This is a genomic window from Streptomyces sp. LUP30, from assembly GCF_001746365.1.
Classification (GTDB): Bacteria; Actinomycetota; Actinomycetes; order Streptomycetales; family Streptomycetaceae; genus Streptomyces.
The window spans coordinates 20,059-36,025 of the sequence record NZ_MJAJ01000025.1 but is presented as its reverse complement, the minus strand read 5'-3'; the positions used below and the strand labels follow the sequence as shown (position 1 = coordinate 36,025).

Annotated in this window: 17 protein-coding genes; 6 read left to right on the top strand and 11 right to left on the bottom strand. The window is 72.1% G+C overall.

What is annotated here, in order from left to right:
• Positions 1-230 precede the first annotated feature (230 nt).
• Complete coding sequence (locus BG482_RS21380) at positions 231-827, bottom strand: hypothetical protein (RefSeq protein ID WP_069770680.1); 597 nt, start codon at positions 825-827, stop codon at positions 231-233.
• A gap of 127 nt (positions 828-954) precedes the next feature.
• Here BG482_RS21380 and BG482_RS21375 point away from each other — a divergent pair, with 127 nt between their 5' ends.
• A complete protein-coding gene (locus BG482_RS21375) occupies positions 955-1,500 on the top strand; it encodes a PadR family transcriptional regulator (RefSeq protein WP_069770679.1) in 546 nt (181 codons plus the stop codon).
• Positions 1,501-1,676: 176 nt separating this feature from the next.
• A complete protein-coding gene (locus BG482_RS21370) occupies positions 1,677-1,949 on the top strand; it encodes a DUF3253 domain-containing protein (protein ID WP_069770740.1) in 273 nt (90 codons plus the stop codon).
• Positions 1,950-2,308: 359 nt separating this feature from the next.
• Here the strand turns inward: BG482_RS21370 and BG482_RS21365 are convergent, their stop codons facing one another.
• The 4 genes from BG482_RS21365 to BG482_RS21350 are packed head-to-tail and all read right to left on the bottom strand — an operon-like array spanning position 2,309 to position 7,107.
• Positions 2,309-3,430, bottom strand: coding sequence for an XdhC/CoxI family protein (locus tag BG482_RS21365; RefSeq protein WP_069770678.1), 1,122 nt, complete (start codon positions 3,428-3,430; stop codon positions 2,309-2,311).
• Complete coding sequence (locus tag BG482_RS21360) at positions 3,423-5,546, bottom strand: xanthine dehydrogenase family protein molybdopterin-binding subunit (RefSeq protein ID WP_069770677.1); 2,124 nt, start codon at positions 5,544-5,546, stop codon at positions 3,423-3,425. The genes BG482_RS21365 and BG482_RS21360 overlap by 8 nt, the downstream gene beginning before the upstream one ends.
• Complete coding sequence (locus BG482_RS21355) at positions 5,543-6,535, bottom strand: xanthine dehydrogenase family protein subunit M (protein ID WP_069770676.1); 993 nt, start codon at positions 6,533-6,535, stop codon at positions 5,543-5,545. Before BG482_RS21355 ends, BG482_RS21360 begins: the two co-directional genes overlap by 4 nt.
• Positions 6,532-7,107 (bottom strand): (2Fe-2S)-binding protein, encoded by a 576-nt coding sequence (locus BG482_RS21350; protein ID WP_069770675.1) that lies wholly within the window; start codon positions 7,105-7,107, stop codon positions 6,532-6,534. Before BG482_RS21350 ends, BG482_RS21355 begins: the two co-directional genes overlap by 4 nt.
• Before the next feature lie 246 nt (positions 7,108-7,353).
• Here BG482_RS21350 and BG482_RS21345 point away from each other — a divergent pair, with 246 nt between their 5' ends.
• Positions 7,354-7,953 (top strand): TetR/AcrR family transcriptional regulator, encoded by a 600-nt coding sequence (locus BG482_RS21345; RefSeq protein ID WP_069770674.1) that lies wholly within the window; start codon positions 7,354-7,356, stop codon positions 7,951-7,953.
• An 81-nt stretch (positions 7,954-8,034) separates the two neighbouring features.
• Here BG482_RS21345 and BG482_RS21340 read toward each other — a convergent pair whose 3' ends face one another.
• A complete protein-coding gene (locus BG482_RS21340) occupies positions 8,035-8,877 on the bottom strand; it encodes a hypothetical protein (RefSeq protein WP_069770673.1) in 843 nt (280 codons plus the stop codon).
• A 126-nt stretch (positions 8,878-9,003) separates the two neighbouring features.
• Positions 9,004-9,417 (bottom strand): DUF4345 domain-containing protein, encoded by a 414-nt coding sequence (locus BG482_RS21335; RefSeq protein ID WP_069770672.1) that lies wholly within the window; start codon positions 9,415-9,417, stop codon positions 9,004-9,006.
• 90 nt (positions 9,418-9,507) lie between these two features.
• On the opposite strand from BG482_RS21335, the gene BG482_RS21330 reads away from it, so the two are divergent.
• The gene (locus BG482_RS21330) at positions 9,508-10,116 is read left to right on the top strand and encodes a TetR/AcrR family transcriptional regulator (RefSeq protein WP_069770671.1); all 609 of its coding nucleotides are present in this window, start codon (positions 9,508-9,510) and stop codon (positions 10,114-10,116) included.
• Between the two features lie 306 nt (positions 10,117-10,422).
• Here the strand turns inward: BG482_RS21330 and BG482_RS21325 are convergent, their stop codons facing one another.
• Positions 10,423-11,619 carry a flotillin family protein gene (locus tag BG482_RS21325; protein WP_069770670.1) on the bottom strand — a complete coding sequence of 399 codons (1,197 nt, stop codon included), beginning with the start codon at positions 11,617-11,619 and terminating at the stop codon, positions 10,423-10,425.
• An 11-nt stretch (positions 11,620-11,630) separates the two neighbouring features.
• Complete coding sequence (locus BG482_RS21320) at positions 11,631-11,882, bottom strand: hypothetical protein (RefSeq protein WP_069770669.1); 252 nt, start codon at positions 11,880-11,882, stop codon at positions 11,631-11,633.
• A gap of 482 nt (positions 11,883-12,364) precedes the next feature.
• Between BG482_RS21320 and BG482_RS21315 the strand changes: the two genes are divergently transcribed.
• Positions 12,365-12,766 (top strand): excalibur calcium-binding protein, encoded by a 402-nt coding sequence (locus BG482_RS21315; protein WP_069770668.1) that lies wholly within the window; start codon positions 12,365-12,367, stop codon positions 12,764-12,766.
• A gap of 228 nt (positions 12,767-12,994) precedes the next feature.
• Here BG482_RS21315 and BG482_RS21310 read toward each other — a convergent pair whose 3' ends face one another.
• Positions 12,995-13,675: a bifunctional 2-polyprenyl-6-hydroxyphenol methylase/3-demethylubiquinol 3-O-methyltransferase UbiG gene (locus BG482_RS21310; protein WP_069770739.1), complete on the bottom strand. Its 681-nt coding sequence runs from the start codon at positions 13,673-13,675 to the stop codon at positions 12,995-12,997.
• Positions 13,676-14,015: 340 nt separating this feature from the next.
• Between BG482_RS21310 and BG482_RS21305 the strand changes: the two genes are divergently transcribed.
• Positions 14,016-14,258 (top strand): DUF6411 family protein, encoded by a 243-nt coding sequence (locus BG482_RS21305; protein ID WP_069770667.1) that lies wholly within the window; start codon positions 14,016-14,018, stop codon positions 14,256-14,258.
• 99 nt (positions 14,259-14,357) lie between these two features.
• Here the strand turns inward: BG482_RS21305 and BG482_RS21300 are convergent, their stop codons facing one another.
• Positions 14,358-15,809, bottom strand: a complete 1,452-nt coding sequence (locus BG482_RS21300) for an amidase (RefSeq protein ID WP_069770666.1) — start codon at positions 15,807-15,809, stop codon at positions 14,358-14,360.
• Positions 15,810-15,967: the final 158 nt, after the last annotated feature.

Genomic DNA, 15,967 nt, shown 5'->3' with positions numbered 1-15,967 from the left:
CCTACGCCGTGTTCGGCGAATTCGGCCAGCCCGGCCTCGATCGCCTTGGTCACCGGTTCGGGGTCCCACGGCCCGGGCAGGCGATACGGATCAAGACCGATGACGAGGACGGGGGGAGGAGAAGCGGTGTCCATGTCTGGACGATACGGGTCGGGCGGCCCGCGCATCAGCTGATGATGCACAAGCCGCGGGGCGCCGATCCACCGACCGTGACGGTTCCCTGTCCGCGCCTACTTCGTGCGGTCCTGCGGCGCGGCGGCCGTCTGCCGGGCGGCGACGAAGCGGCTGCGGGCGATGTCGGGGTAGCGGATCGTGAACAGGATGGGCAGGACGATGCCGGCGATGGTCAGGGCCGTGCGGGCGCCGCCGTTGTGCGGCTGGTAGTGGTGCAGCAGCGCCGAGCCCGCGCCGGTGACGGTGAAGGCGGCCGCCCACACCGCGGTGATGGTCTTGTTCACGCTGAGGAACAGCGGGGTGTTCCAGTGCTCGGAGGGTACCGACGTCCGTGCGATGCCGAGGGTGAACGGCCGGCCGACTGCCAGTGAGCCCCATGCCGTCATCGCCAGCCACAACGAGGAGCCGGCGGAGGCGTAGTCCTCCACGAACGCGGAGTCCGGCGCGGCGCAGGCTACCGCCGTGGCGACGGCGAAGAACAGCGCGGCGCTGATCTCCACGACCTGCGCGTCCCACGGACGGCCGTCGGTGCGCTGATAGCCGATCAGCGCGACGGCGACGACGAGGCCCGCGCCGAGCGCGAGGCGGACGTCGGCGCTTCCGATGAGGACGCTGACGACTATCCACGGAAGGAAGCTGCGCAGGTACTGCATGGTCTTGTCCCCCTGTGCGAGTGGTCTCGCTCTGCCCGAACGGTCGATGTTCCTGCGATGACATGTCAAAGCTAGAAGGTCCGACCGTGACATGTCAAGACTGGAAGGTCGGGTCTACAGTGGAGCCATGAGCCTTCGCCACGCACTGCTGGGGCTGCTGTCCAACGGGCCGGGCAGCGGCTACGACCTCCTCGGCGCCTTCAAGTCGACCCTGTCCAACGTCTGGCCCGCGACGCAGAGCCAGGTCTATTCGGAACTGACCCGGCTGGCCGACGCGGGCCTGATCAGGGTCGCAGAGGAGGGGCCCAGGGGCAGGAAGACGTATGAGGTCACCGCCGACGGCCGCGAGGAACTGCGGCACTGGCTGCTCCAGGTCGCCCCGGACGGATACCGCCGAAACGACATCCTCCTGCGGGTCTTCCTCCTCGGAGCGGTGGAACCGGACGAGGCCCGGGAGTTCATGCGCCGCCGCGCCGAGATCGCCCGCAGCCGCAACGCCCGGTTCACCGCGATGGACGAGGAGACGGCCTGGGGCGACGACCCGCTCTCCGTCTACGGGCGGCTCACCCTCGAGTGGGGCAAGCGGTTCACGCGGATGCAGGCCGAGTGGAGTGAGTGGGCGGACGAGCAGATCGCGGCGGCGCAGGCCTCGACAGGGCAAGCGGACAGCTAGGGCCCGGGCAGGAGACCAGGACGGGGTCTCGGGATCGACGTCTTGCTCGCTGCCGAGGTGAGTGAGAGGTCTCGCCGGAGCGATCGGGTCGTCGGCGGCCGCCTTCCCTTCACGCGCATGTCGCGGTGCGGGCGCTGAGCGTGGCCTCGTCGCACCGCCCGGGCGATACTGGCCTGGTGAGCGGGAGCGAACGGCAGACGGGCCGGCGCTTGGAGCAAGCGATCTTGGAGTTGCTCGAACGCCGCGGCCCCTCCAGGACGATCTGTCCCTCGGACGCCGCGCGGGCGGTGTACGAGGGGGAGGACGACGGCTGGCGCGAACTCATGGAGCCCGTTCGCCGCGCGGCTCGCCGCCTGGTCGAGGCCGGCGAGGTGGAGATCACTCAAGCCGGCCGCCCCGTCGAGCCGACGACGGCCCGGGGCCCGATCCGTATCCGTCGTGTCCACTGAGGCCTGGCGCGGATCCCGGACCGAGACGGGCGGAGGTCACCGAGGGTGACTCGTCCCCGCCGTGGAGGCGGGGAGGCGGGGCGGCGGCCCGGTCGAGCGGGACGGGCGGTCTCCGCGGCCGATGGCGACGAACCGGTTCCGGACGGCCGAGGAGGCCGGCCCCGATCCGGGGCCGGGCGCCTTCCCGGGCCGAGCGACGGGTCGAGCCCGAGCGGCGGGCCCGCACCCGCGACCGGCGGGACCCGTCTCCCGCGTACGGCGGTGCGTTCGACGCAGCCTTCGCCTTCGCGACCCGTCGCAGCGGCCGACGTCCCGCGCCCTCGGCGGTCTCTTCCCCGAGCGTGCGGGACGTCGGCGGCTCAGGCGGAGTGCCGGTGATGGATCGGCCGGTCCGAACCGGTCAACGGCAGGCCCGTCCCGCCCCGGCGGGCGGCGACGATCTCCGCCGTGATCGACAGAGCGGTCTCCTCCGGCGTACGTCCTCCGAGGTCCAGCCCGATGGGCGACCTCAGCCGGGCCAGCTCATGCTCCTGCAGACCGATGTCGCGCAGTCGCCGTTCCCGGTCGGCGTGCGTGCGGTGGGAACCCATCGCGCCGACGAACGACACCGGCAACCGCAGCGCGACCTCGAGCAGCGGGACGTCGAACTTGGCATCGTGGGTGAGCACGCACACCACGGTGCGCGGGTCCGTCCGCGTGCCCCGCAGGTAGCGGTGCGGCCAGTCCACGACGACCTCGTCGGCCTCGGGGAAACGCTCCGGGGTGGTGAAGACGGGCCGGGCGTCGCACACGGTGACGTGATAGCCCAGGAACTTGCCGGCGCGCACCAGGGCCGCCGCGAAGTCGACGGCGCCGAACACGATCATCCGGGGCGGCGGCACACTCGGCTCGACCAGGAGCGTGAGGCCGCCGGGACAGTGCGAACCGTCCGGCGACAGCTCGACCGTGTCGGTACGGCCGGTGTCCAGTGCGGCCAGGCCCTGCGCGGCGGCGGCTCGGTCGAGGTCCTCGTGCCCGCCGAGCGCGCCCTCCCGGGAGCCGTCGGCGTGCACGAGCAGTGCGGCGCCGAGAAGGGCCGTGGGGCCGCGGACGACCCTGACGAGCGCCACCGGTTCGCCCCGTGCCGTGATCTCCAGGGCGGAACGCAGCAGCGCGCCGACCGGGCCGTCCGCCGTGAGCGGGGTGACCAGGACGTCGAGGACTCCGCCGCACGTGAGTCCCACGGCGAAGGCGTCCTCGTCGCTGTAGCCGAAGCGCTCGAGGGCGCTGTCGCCGGTCTCCAGCGCCCGAGCGCACAGGTCGTAGACCGACGCCTCCACGCAGCCACCGGAAACCGACCCGATGACGGTTCCCCGCCCGTCGACGGCGAGGGCGGCGCCGGGACCGCGGGGCGCGCTGCCGCCGACCGACACGACGGTCGCGACGGCGGCCTCACGGCCCTCGGCCAGCCAGTCGCCCAGCTGGGGCGCGAGGTCAAGCATCCCGGCCGCCCGCCAGGACGCGGTCGGGGCGGATGGGCAGGCTGCGGTGGCGCACGCCGGTCGCGTGCCACACGGCATTGGCGATGGCGGCGGCCGCGCCGACGATGCCGATCTCGCCGATTCCCTTGATGCCGACCGGGTCCTCGGGGTCCTCGTCCGCCACCCAGTGCGCCTCGACGCGCGGGACGTCGGCGTGCGTGGCCACGTGATAGCCCGCGAGATCCGCCCCGACGGGCCCACCGGAGACCGCGTCGCGTGCGGCTTCCTCGTGCAGGGCCATGGAGATGCCCCAGATCATCCCGCCGGTGAACTGGCCGCGGGCCGTGAGGGGATTGACGATGCGCCCCGCCGCGAACACGCCGAGCATGCGCCGTACCCGGACCTCGCCGGTGCCGGTGTCGACGGCGACCTCCGCGAACTGCGCGCCGAAGGAGTGCCGTTCCTTCCGTGCGAGCGCGGCGATCGCCTCGGTGGTGTCGGAGCGCGCGGTGATGCCCTCGGCCGGGATCGCGGCGCCCGGCACGAGGCGGTCGCGCAGTTCGCGCGCAGCGGCCATCACGGCCCATGCCCAGGACCGCGTGCCCATGGACCCGCCCGCGATCATCGCGGGCCCGAACGCGCTGTCGCCGATCCGCACCTGTACGCGTCCCGGCGGGACGTCGAGCGCGTCCGCGGCGACCAGGGTCAGGGCGGTCCGCGCCCCGGTGCCGATGTCGGCCGCCGAGATCCGTACGGTGAAGCGGCCGTCCGCCTCCGCGGTGATCGAGGCTGTGGACGGCGCCGCGCCGGCGCCGAAGGAAGCCGCCGCGGTGCCGGTGCCGAGGAGCCAGCGCCCCTCGCGCCGCACCCCCGGCAGCGGATCGCGCCGGTCCCAGCCGAAGCGGCGGGCGCCCTCCTCGAAGCAGGCGCGCAGATTGCGTCCGGCGAAGGGGAGTCCGGAGACCGGGCCCCGGTCGGGGTCGTTGCGCAGACGCAGCTCGATGGGGTCGATGCCGCACGCGTGGGCGAGTTCGTCGAGCGCGGCCTCCAGTGCGAAGGACCCCGGCGCCTCGCCCGGAGCGCGCATCCAGGTGGGGCTCGGGACGTCGAGAGGAACGACCTGGTTCTCCGTGTGGTGCGCGTCGGCGTCGTACATCACCCGGGCCACGCCGGCGCTCGGCTCGACGAACTCGTACACGGTGGAGGTACGGCTGAGCGAGCGGTGGTCCAGTGCGCGCAGCCGTCCGTCGGCGTCCGCCCCGAGCCTGACCCGCTGGATGGTGGGGCTGCGGTGGCCGGCCAACGTGAACATCTGGCGGCGGGTCAGGACCACACGCACCGGGCGCCCGGTGATCCTGGCCGCCATCACGGCGGCCACCTGGTGGGCGCGCACGCCCTTGCTGCCGAAGCCGCCGCCGACGTGCTCCGAACGCACCCGCACCGAGGCGGGATCGAGCCCGAAGAGGTTCGCGAGTTCCGCGACGACCCAGGTGGCGCCCTGGTTGGAGTCCACCACCTTCAGCCGGTCGTCCTCCCAGCGGGCGGTGGCCGCATGGGGCTCCATCGGGTGGTGGTGTTCTTCCGGAGTGGTGTAGGTGGCGTCCACGACGACGGCGGACGCGGTGAGTTCGGCCTCCAGATCGCCCTTGTCCGTCACGGCGGGCATATGACCGTCCGACGGGTGGGCGCCGGGATGGTCGCCGGTGAAGTCGACGTCGTGCGCGGCCTGTTCGTAGTGGACGACCAGGGACTCGGCGGCCTCACGCGCCTGCTCGGACGTCTCGGCGACCACCAGCGCCACCGGCCAGCCCAGGTGGGGCACCCGGTCGTTCTGGAAGACCGCGCAGGTCGGGTCCGGTCCGGTGCCGAGCAGGCCGATGTAGTCGGTCTTCAACGGCGGGGCGTTGCGATGGTCCAGCACGGCGAGGACGCCCGGCATGGCGAGGACGGCGTCCGACTCGACGTCCCGGATCCGGCCGCGTGTCACGGTGGACAGCACCAGCCAGCCGTGGGCGAGATCGGTGAAGGGGATCTCACCGGCGTAACGGGCCGCGCCGGTGACCTTGTCGCGCCCCTCCACGCGGACGTGACCGGTGCCGACGGCGCGGACGGGAGCGAGGGGCGCCTCGGTCGTCATCGGGCGGCCTCCTCGGCGAGCTCGCTCAGGACGGCCACGGTCAGGTTGCGCATCAGGGTCACCTTGAATCCGTTGTGCGACAGGGGCCGGGCCGCCTCCAGTTCGGCGTCCGCGGCGGCCGCGAACGACTCGGCGTCGGCGGGCGCCCCGGTAAGGATCCGCTCGGCGGCTCGGGCCCGCCAGGGACGGGAGGCGACCGCGCCGAAGGCCAGGCGCGCTTCCCGGACGACTCCGTCGTGGACGTCGAGCGCGGCGGCGACCGAGCCGACGGCGAACGCGTAGGAGGCGCGCTCGCGCACCTTCCGGTATCGGGAATGAGCGGCGACCGGAGCCGGCGGCAGGGTGACGCCGGTGATCAGTGCGCCCGCCGGCAGGGCCGTCTCGCGGTGCGGGGTGTCGGAGACCGGGAGGTAGAACCAGCCGAGGGGCAGTTCGCCCGGCCCTTGAGCGGTCTCGTAGTGCACCACGCCGTCGAGGGCCGCCAGCGCGACGGCCATGTCCGACGGGTGCACGGCCACGCAGTGCGAGGAAGCGCCGAGGACGGCGTGGTTGCGGTTCTCGCCGCTGACAGCAGGACAACCGCTGCCGGGGGACCGTTTGTTGCAGGGTGCGGTGGCGTCGGCGAAGTAGGCGCAGCGGGTGCGCTGGAGCAGGTTGCCGCCGACGGTGGCCATGTTGCGCAGCTGGCCGGAGGCTCCGGCGAGCACCGCCTGAGCGAGTGCGGGGTAGCGGGTGCGGACCAGAGGATGGGCGGCGAGGTCGCTGTTGGTGACGGTCGCGCCGATCCGTACCCCGCCGTCCGGAGTCGGCTCCACGCGGTCCAGTGGCAGGCCGCGTACGTCGACCAGCCGTCCCGGTCGTTCGACGCCGGTCTTCATCAGGTCGACCAGGTTGGTGCCGCCCGCGAGGTAGCGCGCATCGGGGTCGGCGTCGAGCAGTGCCACGGCGCCCGCCACGTCGGAAGCCCTCCGGTAGCCGAACTCCCTCATGCCGCAGGCTCCTTGTCTTCCGGTCGGGTGCCCCCGCGTGCCGCGGTCCCCGATTCCGCGGCACTGGCGACGGCCTCGACGATCGAGGTGTAGGCGGCGCAGCGGCACAGGTTGCCGCTCATGCGTTCACGGATCTCGTCCGCCGTCAGAGGCCGCGGGCCGGCGGGCCGTACGTCGGCCGTGGCGGCGCTGGGCCAGCCGGCGGCGTGCTCCGCGAGCATGCCGATCGCCGAACAGATCTGTCCTGGAGTGCAGTAGCCGCACTGATAGCCGTCGAGATCGAGGAACGCCTGCTGCACCGGGTGCAGCCGCTCGCCGTCCGCCACGCCCTCGATGGTGGTGATCTCACGCCCCTCGGCCGCGACCGCGAGCTGGAGACAGGCCACGGTCCTGCGGCCGTCGACCAGAACGGTGCAGGCTCCGCACTGCCCCTGGTCGCAGCCCTTCTTGGTGCCGGTGAGGTCGAGTCGCTCGCGGAGCGCGTCGAGCAGGGTGGTGCGGTGGTCGACGGGGAGCGTGTGTTGCTCGCCGTTGATGTGCAAGGTGATGACACTGGACGTCGGTAAGGCCATGAGAGCTTCTTTCGCGCTTCCGGAAAGCTGGGCGGCGACCGCCGGTGCCTGGCGGCTGCCGAGTACGTGGTGAGGCGGGGGAGGGGTGGGCGCGCGGGGACGGCGTTGAGGTGAACGCGGACTCCCGCGCGGGTCCGGCCGGGGCTATCGTGAACCCAACCGGACAGTCGTCCGCTGTCGGCAAACGTAACGGACAGCTGTCCGCTTAGCAAGGGTGGGGTTCCCGCGTACCCCGAGGAGAGTCGAGTGCAGTACGAGAAGGACGCGCCCCTGCGCTCGGACGCGCAACGCAACCGCGAGCGCATTCTCGAGGTGGCTCTGGCCGAGCTGACGCTGTGCCACGACGCGCCGCTCAGCGCGATCGCCAGGAAGGCGGGCGTGGGACAGGGGACCTTCTACCGCAACTTCCCCAACCGCGAGTCCCTCGTCCTGGAGATCTACCGCCACGAGATGCGCCAGGTCGCCGACAGTGCGGCCCAGCTGCTCGAACGGCTGCCGCCGGACCAGGCCCTGCGCGCCTGGATGGACCGGCTGGCCGAGTTCGCCATGACCAAGGCCGGTCTCGCCGACGCGATCCGCCTCGCCACCAGCAAGCCGGGCGGCCTCGCGAAACCGGCGAACACCCCCGTCACCGACGCCGCCGAACTCCTTCTGCGCGCCAACGACGCGGTGGGCTCCATTCGGCCGGGCATGACCCCCGACGACCTGGTCCTCGCCATCGGAGGCCTGTGGCAGATGGCTCCCACGGACGACTGGCGTCCGCGTGCCGCCCGGCTCCTCGACCTCGTCATGGACGGGCTGCGCGCCGGGGCGCCCGGGCCCGGCGACCCGGCTGTGCCGTCCTGACCCGAAGCCCTGTCGTGGGCGGTCACGTAGCGCCCTGCGCACGTGGCCGTGAGGCGGCTGCCCGGCGTCCCTGCCCGGGCCCTACGAGTGCTCGCCGAGCTGGAGGAAGCCCGCGAGCGAGAAGCACAGAGCGCCGGTGAGGGTGCCCCAGTTGGCGATGTCGGCGTTGACGAGGCTGCCGGTGGCGGGGCGGGTGTAGGCGGCGAGCGCCGAGACCATGAACAGCACGGACCCGAGTTGGTTGACGGCGACGATCCACTGCCCGAGATCGTGCGTCCGCACGGAGAACCGGCCATGGCAGATCTCGACCACGGCCAGATGGCCGGAGATCAGGAAGAGGGTGCAGCCGATCAGGTCGGGCGCCCAGATCAGCCGGTTGACCTGCTGCACGGTCAGACCCTGCAGGAAGGAGTCCAGCAGGTCGACGGCGAAGACGAGCGTCCCCGAGAAGAGGACGAACGCGCTCAGCCAGTCCACCCGCGTCGGCTCATAACTCCACCATCGCCAGTGGGGGGTGACCAATCGCCCCGCGCCGCCGGGAACGTGGCGCGGCGCGTCGATCACCTGGAGCAGTGAGACGTACCCGCCGAGAGTGAAGAACAGGCCGCCCACGAAGTAGATCGAGGCGCATTCGGTGGCGTCGCCGGAACCGAACTGGGCGACGGCGGCACCGGCCGCGAAAAGGGCTCCGCCGAAGACGAAGGCGAGGGCGGCGATGACGTTGAGCCGCCGCAGCCGGGTGAGGGAGACGGCGTCCGCGCGGACGGTGTGAGCGGGCCCCGAAGGGGAGGGACGGACGGAGAGCCTCCCGCGCCTGCGCGCGAGGCGGGACTCCCACACAGCGGTGCCGCCGTCGGGAAGGCGCCAGGTGAGCCGGGTGGTGAACGGTCCCGCGCCCTCGGCGCGCTGCTCGGATTGACCCACGGGCCGAGCCTAGAACCTCGGGCGGGGGGCCGCACGCGACGCACGCGCCCCAGGCGTAGCGGCAGACCACGGAAGGGCCGGTGTGACCCCGGGGGAGCAGGCCGCAGGCGGCGAAGCCGCCACCGCCTACGTGGCTACGGGGCTGACCGCCGACCGGGCGGCCTTCTCTCCGGCGTCCGCCAACCAGAAGAACAACGGCGACAGCATCAGTTCGACGGCAGCCAGCACCACCTGGAACCAGTGAGGCCACCCCTGCACGGCGAGCGACAGAATCCGGCCGAGTGCGCCCAGCAGCATCATCCCGGCCAGCCATCGCACGGCGCGTGCGGGGATCGGCGATCGTCGGGCCGCCCACAGCCAGCCGACGCCGTAGCCGGCGAAGATCGCGCCGAAGAACCGGCCGAGGCTGTCGACGGTCGGGCCTGCCGAGCCCGCGCCCGGGATCGCGGCGTTCCCGAGCAGCACATGAAAGAGCCCGATCGCCACGCATGCGTACCCCATGACCGACATGAGCCCCCGAAGAGCCGTGATCCGTGCCATGACAGCCTCACCACCCGGGTTAGTAGACACACGTCAACTAAGCTCCAGGTTACGGGCAGCTAGTAGACGCGTGTCAAGTAGCATGGGCGTGTGTCCCCCCGTCAGCGCCTCCAGCCTGCCGAGCGCCGCGCCCAGCTCCTGACCGTCGCCGCGCAGCTCTTCGCCGCGCACCCGTACGACGACGTGCTGATGGAAGACGTCGCCGAGCGCGCCGGGGTCTCCCGCGCGCTGCTCTACCGGCACTTCCCGAGCAAGCGCGACCTCTTCGCGGCCCTCTACCGGCAGGTTGCCGAGCAACTCCTCGCCAAGACCCGGTTCGACCCCGCCGACACGCTGGTCGAGCAGCTCACCGAGGGCCTGGACGCCCACATCGCATACTTCGCGGAGAACCGGAACACCGTCCTGGCGGCGAATCGGGTACTGGCCGGCGACCGCCTGGTCCAGACGATCATCGCCGACGAACTCGACGCTCTGCGCGAGGGGCTGCTCGGCGTGCTTCCGCACGGCGGCGACAGCACCCGCGAGGCCGTGTCGGGCGTTCTGAAAAGCTGGCTGGTGTTCGTTCAGGTGCTGTGCGTGGACTGGCTCTCCGAACAGAACTGCACGCGCGCCGAACTGCGCGACGTCTGCATCGGCGCCGTACTGGGCGCGCTCAGGCCCCTGCTGGACGAGGACCCCGCCCCCGACTGGCCCCGCTGAAGACGCGCCGACCGATGGGCGCCCGGCCGGTTGGAGCGCTCGGCCGTTCGGTCGTTCCGTCGCTCGGTGCCCTCGACTCCCGACAAGGGCCGCGTGCTGTCCGGCGCCGTGGCGGGGGCCTCGCCGCTCCTGAGGAGGGGCGAGGCCCGCTGCCCGCCGGCCCGCGCAAGCCGATCGAGCGCCGGTCCATTCCTGGGCGATCCGTTCACCGTGGGGCGTCCGGCGACCACGATCCGCCGATCGACGCTGCTGTCGAGCTGTCGAGCTGTCGAGCTGTCGAGCTGTCGAGGCTGTTTACGGCGGCTGTTAGTCGACGTCCACGGGGCCGTCGTTCGACTTCTTCTCCTTGCTGGTGGGCAGCTGGAGCAGGCCGTTGCCCTTGCTCTCGGAACGGTTGCCGGCAGGACGGGCGCTGTCGGAGTCCTGGCTGCCCAGGTTCTGGCGGACCGAGTCGAGGATCGTCAGGCCCTGGGACACGAGACCGGCGGCGATCTCGCCGAGACCGTCCGCGCCGTTCAGGACGTTGACGTTGGCGCCGGCAAGGCCGCCCGCGGCCTCCTTGACGATCTGCGGGAGCTGGTCGATCAGCATCCGGTCGAGCGCGACCCGGTCGTACGAGGCCGCTGCCTCCGCCTGGATCTTCATGCGCTGTGCCTCGGCGGCCGCGAGGATCCTGACCCGCTCGGCCTCGGCTTCGGCGGGCTTCACGACCTCGGCCACCAGCTGCTGCTGGCGCAGCTTGGCCTGGCGCTGGGCCAGCTCCGTCTGAGCGGCGAGCACCTCCTGCTGGGCGTGGGCCTGCGCCAGCGGACCGGCCTGGGCGGCCTGCGCCTGGGCGCGGTCCACCTCGGCCGAGTACGCCGCCTTGACCACGGCGGTCTGACGGGCGTATTCGGCCTGCTTGCGGGCCGCCTCCTGCTGCGCCTCGGCCGCGGTCTGGGTGGCCTGCGCCTGCGCGATCTGCGCCTGCCGCTGGATGGCCGCCTTGTGCGGCGCGGACATCGCGTCGATGTAGCCGGTGTCGCCGTCGTCGATCGACTGGATCTGCAGCGAGTCGACGATCAGACCGATCTTCGCCATCTCGGTCTTGGAGGTGTCCAGGACCTCCGCGGCGAGCTTCTGCCGCTCGGTGACGATCTCCTCGACCGTCATCGAGCCGATGATGGCCCGCAGATGGCCGGCGAAGATCCGGCCGGTGAGCACGGACATCTGCTCCTGGTCGGAGAGGAACCGCTGGCCCGCGTTGATGATGCTCTCGTGGTCGTTGCCGACTTTGAATGCGATGACCGCGCGGACGTGCAACGCGATGCCCTGTCGGGTCACGCAGGTCTCGGTGACCTCCGACTCGCACATGGACAGGGTGAGAAACCGGACCTTGCGGAAGACGGGGAGCACGAACTTGCCGTGCCCCGTCACCACTCGGAACGGCGCGCCCCCCAGTCCGCGCCTGCCTCCCGAGATCAACATCGCCTCGTCGGGGGCGGGGACGCGGTATCCGAACATGCTTGTACTCCTCAGCCTGCGCCGGCGGTGTCCTCGCCGAGCGCGTCCAATGGATCCACCCACTCGATGACGCCGACCTCGCGGCATCCACGCGATTCGATCACAAGCACCGTGGCGCCGATGGGCAGGGGCTCCTCCGACCAGGCGAGGAACGTCTCCGAGCCGCCTCTGACCCGCACCAGGACCTCGCCGGGACCCGCGGCTCCGCGCGTTCCGATGAGCACGTTTCCCGTGCAGCCGATCACGGCCTCGTCCTGCGGCATCACCGGCCGTCCTCCTCGTCCTGGCCCTGGCTTCCGACGATAGACCCAGTGCGGTCGCAGACCCAAAGGGTGGGAGCCTCCGGTTCACGCCGGCGGGACGGGACGGGACGGACAGGACGGACGGGACCGGGACAAGACTCCCGTCGTCTGCCACGGCATGCCTGGCAGAGTGCGGTCAGCTCCGGGAGCTTCCGGTCCTCGGGGATCGGACGGCGCCCCGCGGGTTCGGGGCCGAGGACGGCCTGCCACATGACCGCGCCGAACACCGCGAGGGCCTGTCATCCATCTCCACGCCCGTGCACGCGGCCCCGCCGACTACGACGCCGTCACTCCGCGGCGAGCCGCCCGCGGTGTCACCGAGCGGCGGCAGCCGCGTCACGTGACGGACGCTCACCTGCCTGGCCCACGTCCTCGCGCCGATACGCATGCCGTCTCCTAGCGTCGAGAGCGACGGATCACCCAGGGACCGGCAGGAGACGTCCATGTCATACCGTGCTCCCCTCGCAGGCATAGCCGCCGCGATCGTATGCATCACCCCACTGGCGGGGACCGCCCACGCCCAGGACCTCGATTGCCGCGACTTCGCCTTCCAGGAAGACGCCCAGGCGGTGTTCGACCAAGACCCCTCCGACCCGGACCGGCTCGACGAGGACCAGGGGCCGGACGACGGGATCGCCTGTGAGGCGCTGCCCCACCGCCCTGTCGCCGACGTGGGAACGGCCCTGCCCAGACCCGTCGTCACACCCACCCGCGGTGTCCAGGGCGGACTCGGCGGCGCGACCGACGCGGGGCCGTCCGGCCGGGACATCGGCCTCGGTCTCGGCCTCACCGCAGGGGCGCTGACCGCCGCCGGACACGTGGTGCTCCGCCGCCGGCGCAGCTGACCGACGAAGGACCATCTCGCACCGTGGCACCGTGGCACTGTTCGCCGGTCCGGCGAGCCGGTGGTCGCGCAGACGCCTTTGACGATCGGTGGACGACGAGGCAGCCGCAGCCGCGTTCCGCCGGAGCCGAATACCGGTCCCTCGGGCGGAGGCACTCCCACCGGACGCCGGTGCGGGGGAGCGGTCGTCGTATGTCGCTGCTGGGGCCACTGCGAGCGGCGGAGTCTCTCAGCGCAGCCGGCGGACGCGGAGCACCACGTCGTCCGTATGGTGTGCGCCCGCGCCGCCGTCGGGCGCCACACGCGGGCGTTGCTCGTCCACCTGCACCTCCCAGTCGTCGTCGAGCAGGGCGGCGACCATCGAGGGCCAGACGTAGTCGGCCGGGTCGAAGCCGCTGTCGTGCGCGTCCCGGGTGTCCATCCCCGCGTGGTGCACGAGCAGCAGCACGCCGCCGGGTGCGACAGCGGCGAGCAGTGCCCGCTCGGCTGCGGCGTCGGGGGTGCGCAGCAGGGCCGGGTACTGCGCGGAGACCAGGTCGAAGGAGGCAGGCGGGAGCGCTGCCTCGGTGAGCGCGGCGTGCACCCAGTGAACGGCGACGCCGGCGTCGCGCGCGTGCCCGGCCGCCCGCTCCAGTGCCACGCCCGACACCTCGAGCGCGGTCACGTCCCAGCCGGCACGTGCGAGCCAGACGGCGTCCGCGCCCTCGCCGCAGCCGACGTCGAGCACCCTCCCGGGTGTGAGTCCGGCGACCTCGGCCACGAGCGCACCGTTGGGCCGTCCGCTCCACAGCTGGTGTCGGTCGGCGTATCGGTTGTCCCACTCCGCCCGCACCGCGGGGTCGCCGACGTATCCGTCGGAGGGCAAGGGGATGTCGGAAGCGGGCGATCCTGCTGCGATGTCGTCGGTCACGGCCCCACGGTCGCCCACCGGGTCCCGGTCCGCCACTCTTGTTGCCGATCCGGCAAAAACGGCGTCCAAGCGCGCCGCACGCGACCTCGTCGAGGTCGGGGATCCACGGCTCGGGACGGTGGGAGCCGGCACCGCGGCCCGCCGCTGCCGGAGTCCGGGGAACTGCGGCGCGGGCGGAAACGGCCGTGTGCCGGGAGGCGCCATCTGCTCCCCGGGCGCGCCGGCCGAACGCCCCCTGGCGTGTCCCGCGCCGCAGCGGGCAGTCGGTCGGTAGCGAAAATGCCAAGTCCGTGTTGCGGCACGGAGTCGAACCCGTACAGACCGGCCCAGGAGTCTCCCCATGATGATCGTCGGCGTGATCGCCTTCTGCGTGGTCCTCGCGATACTCGCTTTCGTCGTCCCGCGACTGAGCAGGCACCCCCAGAACGGCGCGCAGCGCGGCCTGGGTTGGGGATCCCGTGCCGGTTCCAAGGCCCCTGGCCCGCTGGGGCGCCTGTTGAGCAAGCCCTTCCAGTCCAGCTCGCGGGCCGTGGGCCGCAGTGGTTCCGCGGGCCGCCGGGCACGTCGTCGCATGCCCTTCTGACCGACCGGTGGCCCGGTGCCCGCGAGCGGCGCGCCCTGCTCGCGGAGACCGTGCCGGAGCACGCTGCCGACGGCGGCGGCGGACCGGCGGTAGGGCGCGCTACCCCGGTGTCCGGAAGCCGCCGATCTTCTGCTCGAGCAGTTCGGCCAGCCGCAGCGGGGTGCGGTCCTCGAACATCGGGCCGATCAACTGCACTCCCACCGGCAGACCCTCGGGGGACCCGCCCGCGGGTACGGCGGTGGCAGGCAGACCGGGCATGGTGGCCACGCCGGCCCAGACGAGCTGGTCGAGGTACGGGTGCTCGACGCCGTCGATGTCGATCCGGCGCGTCGTCAGATCGGGTTCGTGGTCGTGCGGAAACGCGGGAGTGGGGGTGACGGGACACACCACGGCGTCGAACTCGGCGAAGAGCTGCCGCCAGCCGTGGCGGTGGAGTTCGCGGCCGTCGTTCGCCTCGATCCAGCCGCGGTGACTGGACGCCATGCCGCGCAGCCGTGCCGCATCGAGACTCCGGTCGTCCGCCCCCAGCGCGGAGGCGTGGGTCTGCAGTCGCTCGTACACTTCGACCGGAAAGCGTGCGGCCACGCCCGAGAACCACAAGTGCATGTAGAGGATCGCGGCTTCGGTCAGATCCGGCAGCAGCGGACTGTGTCGCTCCACCCGGGCGCCGCCTTCGGCAAGGGCGTCGGCCACCCGATTCACGCCGGCCCGCACGGCGGAACCGGTCGGAATGAGCGGATGCTCGTCCAGGACCAGGACGCGGAAGTCGCAGAGCCGCTCGTGGCGGGCGGGCGGGAGCCTCAGGTCGTGCGCCACGCCGAGGGTCAGTGGGTCCGGTCCGGCCATGACGTCGAGCAGGAGCGTGAGGTCGCGGGCCGTGCGGGCCATCGGCCCGACGACGGCGAGATCGGATTCGGCCGGGAACGCCGGCGCGGGCGGTGGGACCATGCCGCGGCTCGCCGCCAGTCCGAGCGTCGGCTTGTGGGCGTAGACACCGCAGAAATGTGCGGGAGTGCGCAACGAACCGCCGATGTCGGAGCCGATGGACAGCGCGCCGAATCCGGACGCCAGGGCGGCCGCTGACCCACCCGAGGATCCACCCGGCGTACGACCGTGATCCCACGGGTTGTTGGTGGTGCCGTAGATCTCGTTGAAGCTCTGTATGTCTTGCAGTCCCATGGGCACGTTGGTCTTGCCGAGCACCACCGCGCCCGCGGCTTTGAGCCGGGACACCTGCACCGCGTCCTCGGCCGGCACGTGGTCCCGGTGGAACGGCATGCCCCAGGTCGTGGGCAGCCCGGCGATGTCGTAGGACTCCTTCACCGTGACCGGAATGCCGAGCAGCGGCCGGTCGTCACCGCGGGCGCGCGCCCGGTCGGCCTCGCGTGCGGCAGCCCGGGCGCGGTCGAAGTCCGGCACGCAGATCGCGTTGATCGTCCTGTCGTCCCGCTCGATACGGGTGATGGCCTCGTCGGTCACGTCCGCCGAGGTCACTTCACCGGCACGCAAGGCAGCCGCGAGTTCTTCGGCGGACAGAAGGTTTCTCTCCATGCTTCGGACCGTATCGACCGTGCGAAGGAGCCACGAAATGGTCTTTCGCACAACGGATTTGGGCGCTGGTCGGCGGCCCGGTGCATGACCGGACCGGTGCGGCTGACGTGACGTCTTGACGGCTGTGCGGGGCGTTAGTTGACTCACGGCGTGATCTA